The sequence below is a fragment of the Corynebacterium pilosum DSM 20521 = CIP 103422 genome (assembly GCF_000373805.1).
Lineage (GTDB): Bacteria > Actinomycetota > Actinomycetes > Mycobacteriales > Mycobacteriaceae > Corynebacterium > Corynebacterium pilosum.
This window is the reverse complement of record NZ_KB892451.1, coordinates 20,332-36,130: the sequence shown is the minus strand read 5'-3', so window position 1 is coordinate 36,130 and position 15,799 is coordinate 20,332. Positions and strand designations below refer to the sequence as shown.

The window sequence follows — 15,799 nt, the reverse complement described above, 5'->3', positions numbered from 1 at the left end:
CATGGCTGTCAACGCTTTCGCATAGGGAAGTGATGAAGGTAGCCGCTGATCCGAGGGTTCGAGCAGACAGGACACTGATGGGACTACTACTATGACACCTGCCGGGGTGGTCACGGTGAGAGGTCACGCTCCTATGAGGTCATGACCGAATCGCCGGATCGCGGTGCGGGGCGAGAACCAGCCCGGAAGACAGATCGCAACGAAGGCACACAATCAGATTGTGGCCAGTCCGTTAGTGGGTCATTCCGGATGGTTCTTGTCCCGCACTCCCATTATCAGTGTCCGTTGGGCGCCATCATCGCCGGTCATTTGGGTGATCGTTTGGGCCGCAAGCCGGTCCTTGTGATCACTTTGGTGGGAATGGGCGGCGCGACCTTCTTGATGGGGCTTTTGCCTAACTATGCCGCGATCGGAATCGCTGCGCCAATCATTTTGGTACTGCTGCGTATCCTCCAGGGCTTGTCCGCTGGTGGTGAATGGGGCGGTGCCGCACTCATCGCGGTAGAGCACGCACCGGTGCTCAAGCGCGGCTACTTCGGTGCTTACCCGCAGGTGGGTGTGCCGGCGGGCATGGCGCTGGCCACTGTGTTTATGTTGGTGATTTCTACGGCGCTGACCCCAGAACAGTTTGAGTCTTTTGGCTGGCGTATTCCTTTCCTGTCATCCATCATTTTGATTGCACTGGGCTTCTGGATTCGTAGTCTGGTGGAGGAATCTCCAGTCTTCGAAGAGATGACGGAGATGAAGAAAACAGCATCCGCTCCGTTGGGCTCGCTTTTTAAGAACCACGCTGGTCTCGTCGTACTGTGCGCCCTGATCTTCGCGGGTGTGAATGCGGCGGGCTATCTAGCGATCGCCTACTTCGCTTCCTATGGCACGAATGTTTTGGGCATGGACCGGCCGATCGTCCTTGCGTTGACCCTGATGACGGCGATCGCATGGATCATCTCCACACTCGTCTCCGGCAAGGTTTCCGATGTGATCGGTCGTAAGCAAACCTTCATTATCGGCTATATCTTGATGATGGTGTGGGCGATCCCAACTTGGATCCTGATCGACACGGCCAACGTCATGCTGTTTGGGATGGCCGTAATCATTCTTGGTGCTTTGCTGGGGGTGACCTATGGCCCGCAGCCGGCACTGTATGCAGAGATGTTCCCGGCGCAGGTCCGCCTGTCTGGTCTATCTATTGGCTATGCGCTGGGGTCCATTATTGGTGGCGCATTCGCGCCGATGATCGCCGCGATGATTCTGGAAGAGACTGGAAACTCCATCTATATCGGTGTGTACATTCTGGTGATTTCGTCCATCTCGCTGATCGGGGCGCTCTTCGTCCCGAAAGGTATCCAGGGACGTGACCTGAGCACCTAGGAATGCGCTTGTCGACGCACGCTTAAGGGGCCACTTGGTTCCCTAGGCGTGCGTTTCAATTTATCTATACCCTGAGGCGTAAATCACTTGCAGCATATTTCTGTGAACTTTCGGGGGTAGTTTACGGAAAATTACAGGCACGAAAAAGTTTGATCTGTACGCTGGATAAGTAATCTCAATAAAAATGTGCGAGCGTGACGACAAGGAAAGGACTAATCATGTTCACCATCACCGGTTTTGCCGATGAAATCGCCCATGACCTCGACGAACAGATCGATCTGCTGAAGAAGCTCAACATCAAGCATGTCGAGTTCCGCAGCGCCTGGGACGTGAAGGTCTTGGACCTCAGCCAGGAACAGCTGGACACCGCGAAAGAGAAACTCGATGCGGCGGGAATTAAACTCTCCGCAGTCGGTTCGGACCTGGGCAAGATTCAGATCACCGATCCATTCGACGAGCACCTAGAGCGGGCCCGCCACGGTGTCGAGGTAGCGAAGTTCTTCGGTGCGAAGTACATCCGCATGTTCTCCTTCTTCATTCCTGAAGGCGAAGACGCCGACCAGTACCGCGACGAAGTGATCAAGCGGACGCGCGCGATGGTGGAACTGGCAGAGGCCGGTGGCATCACGTTGCTGCACGAAAATGAGAAGGGAATCTACGGTGATACCCCGGAGCGCGTGAAGGACCTGATCACGACGATCGATTCGCCGAACTACCGCTCCATTTATGATGCGGCGAACTACGTTCAGACTGGCTACAAGCCTTTCGACGAGGCGTGGCCGATCGTGAAGGACTACGTTGACTACGTCCACGTGAAGGACGCAACGGTGCCCACCGAAGATGAGCCACTGGGCATCATCACCCCTGCCGGCCAGGGCGATGGCCAGTATCCAGAGTTGATCGCTGAGCTGAACAAGAGCGGCTACAACGGCTTCGTTTCCATCGAGCCACACCTCGGTGACTTCGACGAGTTCGGTGGTCTGTGTGGTCCAGACCTGTGGACCAGCGCGTATGACGCACTGAAGAAGCTTTTGGACGACGTTAACGCCCAGTACAACTAGGAGGCGGCCACTATGGTGAACGCTGCATTAGTTGGTTGCGGCGATGTCGCCGCCGTGCACGTAGAAGCGATTGAGGCGCTGAGCGAAGAACTAGGCATCTCTCTAGTGGGGGTGGCCGACACTCACCTTGACGCGGCCAAATTGATTTCTTCGAAGACCACAGCGAACGCTTATCCATCGCTGACCAGCATGCTGGACAAGGAAGAAATCGATGTCCTGCATATCACTACGCCGCATGACCAGCACATCGATCTTGCTATCGAGGCGCTTGAAGCCGGCGTGAACGTGATCTTGGAAAAGCCCCTTGCGCACGAGACGGAATATGCCTACCAGCTTCTGGACTACCTGGAGGAGCATCCGGGTGCGCCCAAGATCGGCGTGTGTTACCAGAACCGTTACAACGTTTCGTCGTTGGAACTGCGTCGCCTGTTGGATTCCGGCACGCTAGGCACCGTTCATGGCGTGTACGCGTCGGTGGTGTGGACACGTACACCGGGTTACTACACAGCCAAACCGTGGCGCGGACAGAAAGAGCGCGCTGGGGGCGGGCTGCTGATGAACCAGGCGATCCACACGCTGGACTTATTGCAGTGGTTCATGGGCCCAGTTACCGGGGTCAAGGGCATGATCTCCACGGACAAGTATGGCGACGTAGTGGACACAGAGGATACTGCCCACGCCTATCTCCGCCATGAGTCCGGGGTGCATACCAGCTTCTACGGAACGCTGACGAACTCGCGCCACCGTCATGTTGAGATCGAGATCGATTGTGCGAAAGCCCTCGTCGAACTGCGCGATGGGCTGACCGTGACCTGGAAGGACGGGCAGGTCGATCACTATGAGGAGCGGAAGCAGGAGAGCGAGGGCAGGAGCTACTGGGGCGTGAGCCACGAGCTGCTGATCCGAGATTTCTACGAAAGACTTGCCGATCCAGAACCGTTCTGGATCGGTCCCGCCGAAGCGATGTCCTCCCTGGGTATCGCGAAGGCAATCTATCAATCGTCACAAGAAAAGGAGTAAGACATGAGTAAGAATGTACGTTTGGGCATTATTGGCCTAGGTGCACAGGGCAGCATGTACGCCCAGTTCATCAATGAGGGCCGCGTCGACAACATGACCATCGGCGCAATCTGCGACATCCTGCCAGAGAAGAAGGAACAGGCCGACGAATACGGTGTGCCTTTCTACGAGGACTACAAGGAGATGGTCACTTCCGGTGACGTCGACGCTGTCGTCACCACGGTTCCGCACTACCTGCACCCAGAGGTAGGCATCTACGCGCTCGACAACGGTGTTCACGCCCTCGTCGAAAAGCCTGTGGGTGTGTACACCAAGCAGGCCAACGAACTGATCGACTTCGCGAAGACCAAGCCAGAGCTGAAGTTCGGTGTGTTCTTCAACCAGCGCACCAACCAGCTGTACAAGGACATCAAGGAGATCCTAGACTCTGGCGAGCTGGGCAAGCTGCGCCACACCTCCTGGCTGATCACCAACTGGTGGCGTCCACAGGGCTACTACGATCAGTCCGATTGGCGCGCAACCTGGGGCGGGGAGGGCGGCGGCGTCCTCGTTAACCAGGCTCCGCACCAGCTGGACCTGTGGCAGTGGATCTGCGGCGCACCAGAGCGCGTGTTCGCGCGCGCAGAGTACGGCTTCAAGCGCGACATCGTCGTGGAAGATGAGGTCAACGCGCTGGTGTCCTTCGCCGATGGTGCAACAGGCACGTTCATCACCTGTACGCATGACATGATCGGCACCGACCGCCTGGAGATCCTGTGCGACAAGGGCAAGATCGTTGTCGACGATTCCAAGAAGGTCACCGTCTCGCGTCTCACCGACAACGAGGAAGTCCTCTCCGAGAACATGGACATGGAGGCCGTGCGCAAGCTGTTCACCGGCCAGATGGACATGGACCAGTACGTTTCCACCGAGACGAAGGAATACGAATCCGTGTGGGGTGGCCAGCACGTTGAAGTTCTGCGCAACTTTGCCGCGGCCGTTAACGGTGAGGAAGAACTCCTCGCGCCGGGCGCCGACGGCATCAACGGCGTGCGCCTTGCCAACGGTATCCACCTGTCGTCTTGGACGGGCGAAGAAGTCGACCTGGTTGACTTCGACGAAGAGAAATACCTTGAAGAGCTGAACAAGCGCATCAAGGAAGAGGGCAAGTTTGAGGAGCGTAAATAATGGCTGACATTGGCGTACAAATGATGATGCTCAAGGATCAGGTGGCCGAAGAAGGCATGTTCGCCGTCCTTGAGAAGCTCAAGGAGCTCGATATCGCATCCGTGGAGGTCTCCCAGATCCCAATGGATGAGAAGAACACGGCCGACCTTGAGCGCGGCATCAAGGAGCTGGGCGTCGAGGTCGGTGCCCTGTCCGTGGCGTTGCGCTCGGGTCCGACGGCTACCGGCGACGCGCTGGACTCTGACTTCGACAAGATCGTCGCTGACTGTAAGCGTCTGAACTGCAGCTTCGTGCGCATCGGCATGATGAGCTTCGATGCCATGGTGTCCAAGGAGGCCGTGGAGGCATGGGCCAGCGAGGTCAATCCTTATGCTGAGAGACTTGCCGACGAGGGCATCACCCTGTGTTATCACAACCACCACATTGACCTGCACAAGTTTGGGGAGGAGCGCATCTTCGACATCGTTCGTCGTGTTGCTCCTGCCCTGTACTTCGAGGTTGATCTGCACTGGGTGCAGCGCGGTGGCATGGCACCGTTGGACATGCTCAAGCAGTACTCGGGCGTGTGCAAGCTGATCCATGTGAAGGACTTCCGCGTGACGTCGCTGCCACAGGAGGCCATCGATTTGATGAGCTCCGGCAACGTGCAGGAAGGCTATGACAAGTTCGTGAACATCGTCGAGTTCGCGGAGGTTGGCCAGGGCAACATGAACTGGCCTGACCTCATGCCTGCGGCGAAGGAAGCCGGTGCGGAGTACTTCTTCATCGAGCAGGACATGACCTATGGCCGTGATCCACTCGATTGCATCAAGGACTCCCGCGAGTACCTTGCTTCGATCGGCTGGTAGTTCGCTTTAGACCAAAGCGCTCCGCCCGGTCCCCTTAGTGGGGGACCGGGCGGAGTTTTTGGTTGAAGAAGCTTTATGCTTCAGCGCCTGCGCGGCGTGCTTCGAGGATAGCCACGTTCTCTTCGACCTGCTTCTTCTTCAGTGGGTAGAGGAAGATCAGGCTCAGGGCGACGAGGATGCCGCCGATGCCAGGTACGACGTTGGCCAGCATGTAGATGCCGTCGATAGCCTCTGCGGATTGCTGGACGCCTTCGGCTGCTGCGGCGGAATCGAAGCCGATCCAGCCCAGGGTGGCACCAACGAGGAAGCCGGCGAAGGCTTGGCCCAGCTTGCGGGCCCAGGAGTACACGGCGTAAACGGTCGCGTCGTCGCGGTGTCCGGTACGCACTTCTTGGTAGTCGATGACGTCGGTGATGAATGCCCAGATCAGGTAGTTAAATACGTTGATGCAGAACATGCCCACTGCGTAGAACACGATCCAGACCCATGGGTTTTCAATCTTGAGGAAGTAGGCAGCCAGCATCACCACGCCCGTGATCAGCATCGCGACGATACCGACCTCAGCCTTACCGTACTTCTTCGCTAGCCACGGGGCGAGGACGATCAAGATCAAAGCGGGGAACAGGCCAGCAAAGGATGCGGGGGACTGGAGGCGGCCATCACCGAAGTAGGAGGTGAACAGGTAGCCCAGCATGCCCATCAGGAACATCATCGACAGCAGCAAGATCAAAGCCGCAGCGATCAGGCCGAGCAGCGCGCGGTTGGACACGACGGATCCCAGCATCTTGCCGATGCCGACGGTTTCGGTCTGTGCGTCGTCTGCCTGCACCACGCGCTCAGTGACCAAGTTGTACATGATCGCGTAGCACACGACAGCAAGGATCGAGCAGACGATGGAGGACCACATCATGCGGTCACCAGACAAGACGGACACGCCAGCTTCGTTGGTGACGTAGACGATCAACGGCAGGGTGGTGGTAATCGCAATGTTCGCCAGGGTCGCACCGGTGGAGCGCCACACGGAGAGGTGTGCGCGATCGTCGGGATCAGGGGAAATGACCGATGCCATGGAGCCATAAGGGATGTTGATCATGGTGTACATCGCGGAGCCCCACAGGAAGTAGGTTGCGATCATCCAGGTCAACTTCGCGCCATAGGAGTTGAAGTCGGCGACGAAGGACATGTACATCAGTGCGGATGCTACCGCCACAGGGATGGCGATCCATTTGATCCAGCGCTTGAACTTGTAGCCCACGCGCTTGTTGGGCAGGCGGTCGACGACCACGCCGATGCCGATATCCGTGAAGCCGTCGACGATACGTGCGACGAGCAACAGGGTACCAACATGGGCGGGGTTAATGCCGACCACGTTGGTGTAGAAGATCATGAAGAAGGTGGACTGCAGGATGAATGTGAAGTCATTACCAAAGTCGCCGAACATGTAGCCGACTTTGTCGCGCATCCCGAACGGTCGAACGTCGCGTTCAACCGTTGTGGGTTGCTGCGCAGGTGTCGCAGTAGTCACGATTGCCTCCAAGGGGGAAACGAACAGGAAGTGAACTTATTAATCTCGATTTCATTCAACCATGTTGGTAGTGAAACATGTTATCTAAATACTAAAAAGTAATCTGCGACACATTGTGGCGGGGGTAGGGTGGTGCCTCATAAGCAATAAGGTCTATACCGGGTAGTACACGTATCAGCTTTTTTGACCGCTATTTCCGCAGGTCGCAGACCCTGGCGTGGGTAAAAATACCGGTACATCCCTCGGAACCAGAAATGTTCTCACAGGGAAGCGGGGGTAGGCGCAATTCGCGCTTAACGACGAAATCCCCCGCGCCAATCGTGTGACGCGGGGGATGGAGAGGTACGAAGCGCTTAGGCCTGGCCCTCAAAAAGGGTGGTTACGGAACCGTTTTCGAAGATTTCGTGAATCGTCTTTGCCACCAGAGGGGCAATGGACAGAACAGTGAGGTTGTCCCATCCTTCCTTCGACTGTGGCAGGGTGTCGGTGGTGATTACTTCCTCAGCGCCGCACTTGCTCAGGCGCTCGCGTGCGGGATCAGAGAACACGCCGTGAGTGGTAGCAATCACAACATCGCCTGCGCCAGCTTCCTTGAGCACGCGTACCGCACCAGCGATGGTGCCGCCTGTGTCGATCATGTCGTCGAGAAGCACGCAGTTCTTGCCCTCAACGTCACCGACAACGCGGTTGGCAACGACCTTGTTGGCAACCTCAGTGTCGCGAGTCTTGTGAACGAACGCCAGAGGCGCGTCACCCAGGGTGTTTGCCCACTTCTCAGCAACCTTCACGCGGCCGGCGTCAGGGGAGACCACGACGAGGTTATCCAGCTCATACTTGCTCTTGATGTAATCGGTGAGGATCGGCATCGCGTGCATGTGGTCGACAGGGCCGTCGAAGAAGCCCTGGATCTGGTCGGTGTGGAGGTCCACCGACACGATGCGGTCTGCGCCAGCTGCAGTGAGCAGATCCGCGATGAGACGAGCGGAAATCGGCTCGCGGCCACGGTGCTTCTTGTCCTGGCGGGCGTAGGGGTAGAACGGCAGGATCGCGGTGATGCGCTTGGCAGAACCGCGCTTGAGCGCGTCGATCATGATCAGCTGTTCCATGATCCACTTGTTCAGTGGCTGGCAGTGGGACTGCATGACGAAGCAGTCAGCACCGCGCACGGACTCCTCGAAGCGCACGAAGATCTCGCCATTGGCGAAATCGGTTGCGGTCATCGGGGTGACCTCGGTACCGAGCTCTTTAGCTACGGCCTCGGCCAGTTCCGGGTGCGCTCGCCCGGAAAAGAACATGAGTTTCTTGTCGCTTCCAACAGAGTATCCAGACATAGTGGAACTGTTTAGCCTTCCTGGTTTGCGGAATTTTCTCGTGCGCGCTGTGCGGCTTCAGCTGCCGGTGTACCCGGACGCTTCTTCTCCACCCAGCCCTCAATGATGCGCTGGCGACCTTCCTTAATGGCTAAGGCACCAGCGGGGACATCGTCCAAAACCACTGTACCCGCACCGGTGTAGGCACCATCACCGACCCTCACCGGGGCAACAAACATGGTGTCGGAACCGGTCCGCACGTGCGAACCGATCTCCGTACGGTGCTTCTCCACGCCGTCATAGTTGACAAACACGCTGGACGCGCCGATATTGGATTCTTCGCCCACGGTTGCATCGCCGATATAGGTCAGGTGAGGCACCTTCGAGCCGTTTCCGATCTGCGCATTCTTCGCTTCGACGAAACCGCCCAGCTTGCCATGCTCACCCAGTACAGTGCCAGGACGAACATAGGTGAAGGGGCCAACCTCTGCGTGCGCGCCGATCTCTGAGTCCGAACCATGGGTGCGGTAGACGTGAGCGCCCTCGCCGATCTTCATATCTGTCAGCGTGGTGTCGGGGCCGATCTCAGCGTTGTCGGCGATCTCGGTGGACCCCCACAGCTGAGTATTCGGATGAATCACCACGTCCGAGCCAATCTTCACGTCCACGCCGATGAAAGTACTTGCGGGGTCCACGACAGTCGCACCACCCAGCATCGCTGCTTCGACAGTGCGGCGGTTCAATTCAGCGCCAGCTTCGGCAAGCTGCACGCGGTTGTTCACGCCCGCCAGCTCGGCTGGGTCTTGCGCTAAGTGGGCGGAGACGATTTTTCCGTCGGAACGTGCAATCCCCAGCACATCAGTGATGTACAGCTCGCCCTGGGCATTGTTGTCGTCGATACGCGTCAAAGCGTCAGCCAGCACGGCGCCGTCGAAAGCGAAGACACCGGAGTTCACCTCGGTGATGGCCTTCTCCGCGTCGTTCGCATCTTTCTGTTCGACGATCTTCTCCACGTTTCCGTCGGCATCGCGCACGATGCGGCCATAACCGGTGGGGTCATCCAGTTCGAGAGATAAGACGGTAACGGCAGCATTGGCTCGATTGTGTGCCTCGATCAAGCTCTGAATGGTCTCCGGGCGCAGCAGTGGGACATCTCCGTTGGTCACCACGACGGTGCCGGTGAAATCAGGAATCGCGGTCAGCCCGCATTGAACTGCATGGCCCGTGCCATTCTGCTCCTCCTGGACTGCCTGGTCGATGGTGCGTCCCAGCTGGCTCGCAATTTCATCAACAGCAGGGGAGACCTGATCGCGCTGATGGCCAACAACCGCCACGATATGCTGCGGGTTCACGCCGGCAGCAGCATGCAGAGAGTGGGACAAGAGGCTGCGGCCACCAATCTCATGCAGCGTTTTCTGCTTCGCGGATTTCATGCGGGTGCCAGCACCAGCGGCGAGAACCACCACGGCGCAGTCAGAAGATTGAGACACGTGCGACTCCTTTGTCTGTTGTAGCCAGGAACGGCTACCAGCATAACGTTAGTTTTCCTTCTTAACCGACACATCACGCAGACGCGATGCGGCAATCACGCCGATACCGCCGATCACGGCAAGGAAAATGAGTGCCGCCTGTGAGCCGAACTGAGCGACGACACCAGACACCGCACCCACCAGAATGAGGATGACTCCCATCAGCGTGTTTGCCGCACCGGTATAACGCGTGCGTTGGTCGCCCTCCGCCATATCCACCAGGTACGTCTTACGCGCCACGCGGACACCAGTATGCGCCAGGGTGACAAGGAAGAAACCGGCCGGCAGGATCCACGCATTTGCGCTTGCCGACGCCACGTTGGCTGAGATGATCAGCAGGATCAGGATCACGCTGGCTGCACCGGAGGCAATGGCCATCGTATTTTTCGAAGAAATGTCGGAGAAGATGCCGGATACCCGGCCGCCGATCAGGGAGGCCAGGCCCGATGCCACCACGAAGATGCCTAGGCCCGTGATGTCTTGGCCAACCTCCTGGCTCAACGTGACGATGAACGTCGTTGACAAAGCGGTGACCAGCATGAGGGAGCGCACGATGACGAAGGAACGGAACTCCTTGTCGCCGGTGAATAAGCCCCACGTGTCTGCCCACCAGCCGCGCCGAATATCTTGTGGCTCCACTTCAGATTCCGGTTCGCGGATCCCCTGGAACACGAGAGTGGCCAGCGCCCACGTGAGAGCGCCACCGCCAAGCAGAGCAACGAGTACCCAACGGGGGATGTCTCCGTCGATAAGCGCCAATGCAATACCGACGACAAGCGCGATACCGCCGGAAAAGGCTGTCGCGCGCCCAGTGATCAATCCGCGGCGTCCTTTTGTGATGGTGCGGCCCTGCACGTCCTTAGAAGCGATCGAGCACAGTGAGCGGAACGTGGCCAATACGGCAAGCAACACGACGACAGCGACGCCGAGCGCGACCCCATCGAAGAGCATGGCCGATAAAGCGATCAGGGCGGCCGCGATAAACTGGCCGAGTGAGCCGATGATCCACACCTTTTTGCGTGATGGTTGGGTGGTTACCCATGGGGTCATCGCGGCTTGGGGCAGCATAGATAAGGATTCGCGGACGGGGACCAGCATCGCGGTGAAGAAGTGCGGTACGCCTGCGGCCGCGAATAGCCACGGAAGGACAGTTTTCGGGGCAACGATTTGGTCGCCGAGGCCCTGCAGGCCGTTGGACCAGATAAATCGGCGCGCGTTGTGCTCTTCGTGAGGAAGATGATCCTCTGTGTGCGTATCCGTGCTCATGGCCGTCATGGTACTCCCAGCTGCTGCAGCCGCCCTATTAGAGATACAGTGTGGCCGGGCGGCTGCAGCGCTCATTGTGTAAATTCCCCCAAATCCCCCGGTTGTGGTGGGCTGCACCGAGAACTATTTTCACACGAAAAGCATTAATTCTGCAGTGCAGGCGCGCACACTTTAGTGTGCACGAAGTCGCGGACATGAGCAGAAATTCGGGGTGAAAGATGCTAAAGGGGGAGACCACCGCCTGATTTTGGCAATAAAAAAGCTTCCCCACCAGGACTCGAACCTAGAATGACGGTACCAAAAACCGTAGTGTTGCCGATTACACCATGGGGAAATTGCACCTTAGTTTACCGAATCATGGCGTAAAGCCTAATCGGCAGGTCCGTGGGCTAATCGTCGATAAGCCAACGCTAAAGTAGAGGCCATGGCCAGACAGCGCATGACCGGAAAACAGCGACGGGAACAATTGATCACCGTGGGCCGGTCCGTATTCGCCGAACGCGGGGTGGACGGAACGTCGGTGGAGGAAATCGCCCAGCGTGCTGACGTGTCCAAGCCGGTTGTCTACGAACACTTCGGTGGCAAAGAAGGCCTGTACGCGGTGATCATCGACCGGGAGATGCTGCACCTCGAGCAGGTGATTACGCAGGCGCTGCAAGGCGGATCGTGGCGGGCGCGCATCGAGCAAGCGGTGATTGAGCTGCTTACTTATGTGGAGGAGCAGACGGATGGCTTCCTCATTCTTGTGCGCGACCAGGTGCCGGGGGAGGAGCGGAGCTACGCCACCTTGTTGAATATGGCGGTGGGGCAGGTATCGCATATCCTGGCTCGGGCCTTTGAACACCAGGGATTGGATCCAGAACTTGCCACGTTATATGGGCAGGCGCTGGTGGGCATGGTGTCGAATACGGCGCAGTGGTGGCTGGATGAGCGTGAGCCGGCCAAGGAGGTCGTGGCGGCGCACATCGTTAACCTGTGTTGGAATGGGTTGCGCGGTATGCGGGCGGACCCAGTGATCACCGCCGATGTTGATTGTGGAAAGAGTAGGGAAAGAGCAGGGCATGACCGATAACCTTCCGATGCTGGCAGGCGTGCTGACCAAGGCGATGACAGACCCGAAGCTGCAGGGTCTGCTCGCTCAGCTGAACGACGAGTCAGATACGCAGTCTCTCCACATCACTGGTATTGACCAGGTGCGTCCGTGGGCGGTGGGGGCGCTGGCGCGGAAGTCGCCGGTGCTCGCGGTGACGGCGACCAGCCACGAGGCAGAAGACCTCACCGCTGAGCTGAAGGCTTTGTTGGGCCAGGACCGTGTTGCCCGTTTCCCCGCTTTTGAGACGCTGCCGCATGAGCGTTTGAGTCCCGGCGCGGATGTCGTCGGCACGCGCTTCGAGGTGCTCCACCACCTGGAGGATTTGCAGGTGGTGGTGACGTCGGCGCGTGGGTTCTGCCAGCCGTTTTTGCCTGCGATTGACCCGATCGTGGTGGAGCAGGACCAAGAATACGATTTCACTGAGCTTGCTGACGCGCTGACCAGCTTCGCCTACAAGCACGTGGATATGGTGGCGGCGCGCGGCGAGTTCGCTACGCGCGGTGGCATCATCGACGTCTTCCCGACCACCGCGGAGCACCCCGTCCGCCTGGAATTCTGGGGCGACGAGGTCACCGAACTGCGCAGTTTCGCTGTCGCCGACCAGCGCACGATCGAGGAGATCACGCGCGTGGAGATTTTCCCTGCACGCCAGTTGCTTATCGACGAGGCCGTGGCCGCGCGTGCCGACGAGCTGTCGCGCGACTACCCGACGAACCCCACCTTGATGCAGCTGCTTACCCGCATCTCTGAGAGGACCTATGCCGACGGGATGGAGGCGCTGATCCCAGCCCTGACGGATCAGCAGTTCCAGGTGCTGCCCGACGTGATGCCTGCGGATTCTGTGGTGTTGGTGACCAGCCCGGAGAAGGTACGCACCCGCATTGCGGATCTGGAACAGACCGACCAAGAATTTCTGGAAGCCGGGTGGGAAGCCGCGGCCATGGGGGCTGAGGGTCCCGTGGCGGTGGAGGGGCTTGATCTGTCGGCGTCGTCGTACCGCTCCTACGAATCGCTCGAGGCAGCAACCCAGATGGCGGGTTCGCGTTGGTGGACCTTCGCACCGCCTGGAATGTTCGCGGCCGATGAGGCCGAGACCCTGCCGCTGGAGTTTGAGGCGGCGCCCGCTCCCCGCGGTGATCTCAAAGAGATCGAGACCTTGATGGCACAGCTGAAAAAGCACGTCAACGATGGGGGAGCGGCCGCCTTCATCGCGCCGGCCAAGGGCACGGTGGACCGCATGGCGGAACGCTTCCGCGAAAACGGGATATCAGCGCGCATCGCTACCACCGGGTTGGAGCCCGTCGATGGGCAGATCACCTTGTACCAAGCGGTCAGCCACGCCGGACTCGTGTTTCCTGGAACCCATATTCCTCTGGTGGTGGTCACGGAGACAGACGTCACCGGTAACCGAGTAGGAGATATTGCGGGGGCGAAGCGTCGAAAAGCGAAAAGGCGCAACCGTGTCGACCCTTTGGCGCTCAAGCCCGGCGACTATGTGGTGCACGAAACCCATGGCATTGCGCGGTTCGTGAAGATGGCGGAGCGCTCCATCAACACCGGTGATGAGACCAGCCGCCGCGAATATATCGTGCTGGAATACGCCCCCAGCAAGCGCGGGCAGCCCAATGACCAGCTGTGGGTGCCCATGGACTCCTTGGATCTGCTGTCGAAGTACTCCGGTGGGGAGTCGCCGACCCTGTCGAAGATGGGCGGGTCTGACTGGAAGAATACGAAGAAGAAGGCACGTGCTGCCGTCCGTGAAATCGCCGGCGAGCTCGTACAGCTCTACGCTAAGCGCGTGAGCGCGCCGGGGCATGCCTTCGCGGCCGATTCGCCCTGGCAACATGAGATGGAAGACGCCTTCCCCTTCGTGGAGACCGAGGACCAGATGGCCGCTATCGAGGCGGTCAAGGAGGATATGGAGAAGCCGGTGCCGATGGACCGCGTCATCGTTGGTGATGTGGGCTTCGGCAAGACCGAGGTGGCGGTGCGTGCCGCGTTCAAGGCGGTGCAAGACGGGGCGCAGGTGGCGGTGCTCGTGCCGACGACACTTCTTGCCCAGCAGCACTATTCCACCTTCGCGTCCCGCATGGACGGTTTCGGTGTGGAAATTCGTGAACTGTCGCGCTTTACTACCGCCGCGGACTCCAAGAAGATTCTGAGGGGGCTGGCTGACGGCTCCGTGGACATCGTGATCGGTACGCACCGCCTGTTGCAGACGGGTGTGCAGTGGAAGAACTTGGGCTTGATCGTCGTCGACGAGGAGCAGCGCTTCGGCGTGGAGCACAAGGAGCACATCAAGGCGCTGAAGGCGCACGTGGATGTGCTGACGATGACAGCAACCCCGATTCCGCGCACCCTGGAGATGAGCATGACGGGGATTCGGGAAATGACCTCGATTACCACTCCGCCGGAGGATCGCCACCCAGTGCTCACGTATGTGGGGCCTTATGAGGAGAAGCAGGTGGCAGCGTCCATTCGTCGTGAGTTGCTGCGCGATGGCCAAGTCTTCTTCATCCACAACAAGGTCAGCGACATCGAAAAGAAGGCGCGTGAACTGCGCGAACTGGTGCCGGAAGCGCGCATCGTCGTCGCGCACGGCCAGATGAGCGAGCAGGTGCTCGAGCAGACGGTACAGGGGTTCTGGGACCGCGAATACGACGTGTTGGTGTGTACCACGATCGTCGAAACGGGCCTGGATATCGCCAACGCGAACACGTTGATCGTCGAAAATGCGCAGAACATGGGACTCAGTCAGCTGCACCAGCTGCGCGGGCGCGTCGGTAGGTCGCGTGAGCGTGGATATGCCTACTTCCTGTACCCGAAGGGCGCAACACTCACTGAGACCAGCTATGACCGCCTGGCCACCATCGCCCAGAACAATGATTTGGGCGCGGGTATGGCCGTGGCACAGAAGGACCTAGAGATGCGCGGTGCCGGCAACGTGCTGGGTGCAGAACAGTCCGGGCACATCGCGGGCGTGGGCTTTGACCTGTATGTGCGACTGGTGGGGGAAGCCGTCGACACGTACAAGGCGCTGGCTACCGGCGAGGTCGTCGACGCCACAGACCAGGGCCCGAAGGAAATCCGTATCGACCTGCCCGTCGACGCCCACATTCCGGACACCTACGTCAATTCCGAACGGCTGCGACTTGAGCAGTACCGCAAGATCGCTGAGACGCGTGACGACGAAGCCCTGTCCACCATCGTGGCGGAGATGAAGGACCGCTTCGGCCCGTTGCCGGAAGAAGTGGAACGTCTGCTGGCTGTGGCGCGGCTGCGCCACCAAGCCCGCGCGGCGGGAGTGGCGAATATTACAGTGCAGGGCAACCGCATCAAACTGCACCCGGTGGATCTGCCGGATTCGAAGCAGGTGCGCCTGAAACGCCTCTACCCAGGCTCCGCGTACCGGGCGGCGGCGAAGGCCGTACAGGTGCCATTCCCCAAGATAGGAAAGGGGATCAACCAGCCAAGCCTGCGCGATACCGAACTGTTGCAGTGGGTGGCGGACTTCATCTCTGAGATCTTCGACGTGCCCAAGATTTCCGTGACCGGGGATGCAGCCGATGCACATAAAAAGAAGCGTGTATTTTCAGTCAGTGAGTAACG

The 15,799-nt window shown here is 59.0% G+C and carries 11 protein-coding genes; 7 read left to right on the top strand and 4 right to left on the bottom strand.

Annotation, left to right across the window (positions count from 1 at the left end; translation table 11 throughout):
* Positions 1-249 precede the first annotated feature (249 nt).
* From B097_RS12605 to B097_RS0106370, 5 genes are all read left to right on the top strand, one after another.
* Positions 250-1,371, top strand: coding sequence for an MFS transporter (locus B097_RS12605; RefSeq protein WP_248636162.1), 1,122 nt, complete (start codon positions 250-252; stop codon positions 1,369-1,371).
* A gap of 218 nt (positions 1,372-1,589) precedes the next feature.
* Positions 1,590-2,432, top strand: coding sequence for a sugar phosphate isomerase/epimerase family protein (locus B097_RS0106385; RefSeq protein WP_018581710.1), 843 nt, complete (start codon positions 1,590-1,592; stop codon positions 2,430-2,432).
* Positions 2,433-2,444: 12 nt separating this feature from the next.
* Positions 2,445-3,452: a Gfo/Idh/MocA family protein gene (locus B097_RS0106380; RefSeq protein ID WP_018581709.1), complete on the top strand. Its 1,008-nt coding sequence runs from the start codon at positions 2,445-2,447 to the stop codon at positions 3,450-3,452.
* Between the two features lie 3 nt (positions 3,453-3,455).
* Positions 3,456-4,619, top strand: a complete 1,164-nt coding sequence (locus tag B097_RS0106375) for a Gfo/Idh/MocA family protein (protein WP_018581708.1) — start codon at positions 3,456-3,458, stop codon at positions 4,617-4,619.
* Positions 4,619-5,467: a sugar phosphate isomerase/epimerase family protein gene (locus tag B097_RS0106370; RefSeq protein ID WP_018581707.1), complete on the top strand. Its 849-nt coding sequence runs from the start codon at positions 4,619-4,621 to the stop codon at positions 5,465-5,467. The genes B097_RS0106375 and B097_RS0106370 overlap by 1 nt, the downstream gene beginning before the upstream one ends.
* A 73-nt stretch (positions 5,468-5,540) precedes the next feature.
* Here B097_RS0106370 and B097_RS0106365 read toward each other — a convergent pair whose 3' ends face one another.
* The 4 genes from B097_RS0106365 to B097_RS0106350 form a co-directional block, all read right to left on the bottom strand.
* Positions 5,541-6,992, bottom strand: coding sequence for an MFS transporter (locus B097_RS0106365; protein WP_026254356.1), 1,452 nt, complete (start codon positions 6,990-6,992; stop codon positions 5,541-5,543).
* Between the two features lie 353 nt (positions 6,993-7,345).
* Positions 7,346-8,323, bottom strand: coding sequence for a ribose-phosphate diphosphokinase (locus B097_RS0106360; RefSeq protein WP_026254355.1), 978 nt, complete (start codon positions 8,321-8,323; stop codon positions 7,346-7,348).
* A gap of 11 nt (positions 8,324-8,334) precedes the next feature.
* Positions 8,335-9,792, bottom strand: a complete 1,458-nt coding sequence (gene glmU, locus B097_RS0106355) for a bifunctional UDP-N-acetylglucosamine diphosphorylase/glucosamine-1-phosphate N-acetyltransferase GlmU (protein WP_018581704.1) — start codon at positions 9,790-9,792, stop codon at positions 8,335-8,337.
* A gap of 48 nt (positions 9,793-9,840) precedes the next feature.
* A complete protein-coding gene (locus tag B097_RS0106350) occupies positions 9,841-11,106 on the bottom strand; it encodes an MFS transporter (RefSeq protein ID WP_018581703.1) in 1,266 nt (421 codons plus the stop codon).
* A gap of 415 nt (positions 11,107-11,521) precedes the next feature.
* On the opposite strand from B097_RS0106350, the gene B097_RS0106345 reads away from it, so the two are divergent.
* Both B097_RS0106345 and mfd read left to right on the top strand, forming a co-directional pair.
* Positions 11,522-12,169 (top strand): TetR/AcrR family transcriptional regulator, encoded by a 648-nt coding sequence (locus tag B097_RS0106345; RefSeq protein WP_018581702.1) that lies wholly within the window; start codon positions 11,522-11,524, stop codon positions 12,167-12,169.
* Positions 12,159-15,797, top strand: a complete 3,639-nt coding sequence (mfd, locus tag B097_RS0106340; RefSeq protein ID WP_018581701.1) for a transcription-repair coupling factor — start codon at positions 12,159-12,161, stop codon at positions 15,795-15,797. The genes B097_RS0106345 and mfd overlap by 11 nt, the downstream gene beginning before the upstream one ends.
* Positions 15,798-15,799: the final 2 nt, after the last annotated feature.

Coding starts and splice junctions, on each gene's coding strand:
- B097_RS12605 (WP_248636162.1), top strand. CDS start 250: ATGGTTCTTGTCCCGCACTCCCATTATCAGTGTCCGTTGGGCGCCATC.
- B097_RS0106385 (WP_018581710.1), top strand. CDS start 1,590: ATGTTCACCATCACCGGTTTTGCCGATGAAATCGCCCATGACCTCGAC.
- B097_RS0106380 (WP_018581709.1), top strand. CDS start 2,445: ATGGTGAACGCTGCATTAGTTGGTTGCGGCGATGTCGCCGCCGTGCAC.
- B097_RS0106350 (WP_018581703.1), bottom strand. CDS start 11,106: ATGACGGCCATGAGCACGGATACGCACACAGAGGATCATCTTCCTCAC.
- B097_RS0106375 (WP_018581708.1), top strand. CDS start 3,456: ATGAGTAAGAATGTACGTTTGGGCATTATTGGCCTAGGTGCACAGGGC.
- B097_RS0106370 (WP_018581707.1), top strand. CDS start 4,619: ATGGCTGACATTGGCGTACAAATGATGATGCTCAAGGATCAGGTGGCC.
- B097_RS0106345 (WP_018581702.1), top strand. CDS start 11,522: ATGGCCAGACAGCGCATGACCGGAAAACAGCGACGGGAACAATTGATC.
- mfd (WP_018581701.1), top strand. CDS start 12,159: ATGACCGATAACCTTCCGATGCTGGCAGGCGTGCTGACCAAGGCGATG.
- B097_RS0106360 (WP_026254355.1), bottom strand. CDS start 8,323: ATGTCTGGATACTCTGTTGGAAGCGACAAGAAACTCATGTTCTTTTCC.